Raw genomic sequence first — 1,719 nt, forward strand, 5'->3', positions numbered from 1 at the left:
CCGAGCCCCGAAACCGAGCCGGTGCCGGAGCAATCCGTCGACTACCCGGAGCCGCGTATCCCTGATCTGGGCAATCCGTGGTCGGCCGGCGGGGCCAGCCCCAGACCCGACGGCGACCAAGCCCGACCCACATCGACCGGGAGCACACCCGGCGGAGAAAGCACCAGCGAGGTGATCCGCCGGGTGGAACGGTCGAGCGGGATGCTCGCCTCCCGGGCGGCGGCCCGGATGGCGGAGGCGCTGCCCTGGTTCCCAGCCATGTCGGCCAGTCACCGCGCCGGAATTCAGCTCGTGGTGCAGGCCGGCATCTCGTCGTTCGTGGAGTGGTGCCGGCGGCCCGAACACGCCCGGGATCTGTCCGAGGACGTCTTCCGGGTCGCCCCGCGGGAACTCGTCCGCGCCGTGACCTTCCGCCGGCTCGTCGATCTGGTCCGGGTCGCGGTGGAGGCGATCGAGGCCGAGGTGCCGAACCTGGCCGGCCCGGAGCACGAGCAACGGCTGCTCGCCGATGTCCTGCGCTACTCCCGTGACATCGCGTTCGCCGGCGCGGTCGTCTACGCCCGCGCCGCCGAGGAACGCGGTGCCTGGGATGCCCGGCTGGAGGCGCTGGTCGTCGACCACGTGGTCCGGGGCGAGGTCGACCGGGCACTGCCGTCACGGGCGGCCGCGGTGGGCTGGCGTAACCCGCCGTCCGTCACCGTCATCGTCGGCACGGCCGGGAGCAACTCGCCGGAGGTGGTGGTCGACGAGGCGCACCGGCTCGCCCGCATGGCCCAACTGGAGGTTCTCGCCGGGGTCCACCATGATCGCCTGGTGATGGTGGTCGGCGGGAATTTCACTGCCGGCAGGGACGGCATCGGCCGTCCCGAGATGACCCTCCAGCCGGAGAACAGCGTCGAACCTCCCCCCACCGCGGGTACCCGCCCGGCCGGCGGCACCGCGCCGGTGAACACCGTCCTCGACGCGGCCCGGGCGCTGCTTCCCGCCTGCGGGCCGGGCCCGGTGGTGATCGGCCCGGTGGTCGGTGACCTGACCGGGGCACCGCACGCGGCGCGGGTCGCCCTCGCCGCCACGGACGTGGTCGCCGCCTGGCCGGCCGCGCCCCGGCCGGTCATGGCCCGCGCCCTGCTCCCGGAACTCGCCCTCGCGGGGAACGTTGACGCCCGGCGGGCGCTCATCGACGAGGTGTACGTCCCGCTGCGCGACGCCGGTACCCCGCTACTGGAGACCGCCGGGGCCTATCTCGACTTCGGCTCGTCGCTGGAGGCGACGGCCCGGGCGCTGTATCTCCACACCAACACGGTCCGTTACCGACTCCGTAAGGCCGCCGAGGTGTGCGGGCTGGATCCGGCGGACCACCGCGAACGCTTCATCCTGCATATTGCGCTCGTTCTGGGACGCCTCGACGGTGTGTTACCTACAGGAAAAACATGATCGTTCAAGTCCTCCCACACCCCTCTCACCCCCGCGCGAGAATGGTCACATCGAACTACTTTGCAGGTCCGTCATGCCATTCCAGGCCGATGTCAGCGTCGCGCAGTAACGTCCGATCCAAACAGATCGGTTTGTAGGACACCTACAACAGCCGGTCGACACATCGGTGAGTAGCCGCCAGCGACAACCAGTCCTCGTGAAGGGTTAGGTGAACAGGTGCTCGCGATCCTCGCGCCCGGCCAGGGTGCACAGACCCCCGGACAGCTCCGCGCCTGGCGCGGTCTC

Annotated in this window: 1 protein-coding gene; it reads left to right on the top strand. The window is 71.0% G+C overall.

Features of this window, described 5'->3' with window-relative positions; genetic code table 11:
* Positions 1–171: 171 nt before the first annotated feature.
* Complete coding sequence (locus ACY45C_RS03440) at positions 172–1,434, top strand: PucR family transcriptional regulator (RefSeq protein WP_462186203.1); 1,263 nt, start codon at positions 172–174, stop codon at positions 1,432–1,434.
* Positions 1,435–1,719 lie beyond the last annotated feature (285 nt).

Source organism: Frankia sp. CcWB2 (assembly GCF_977927585.1).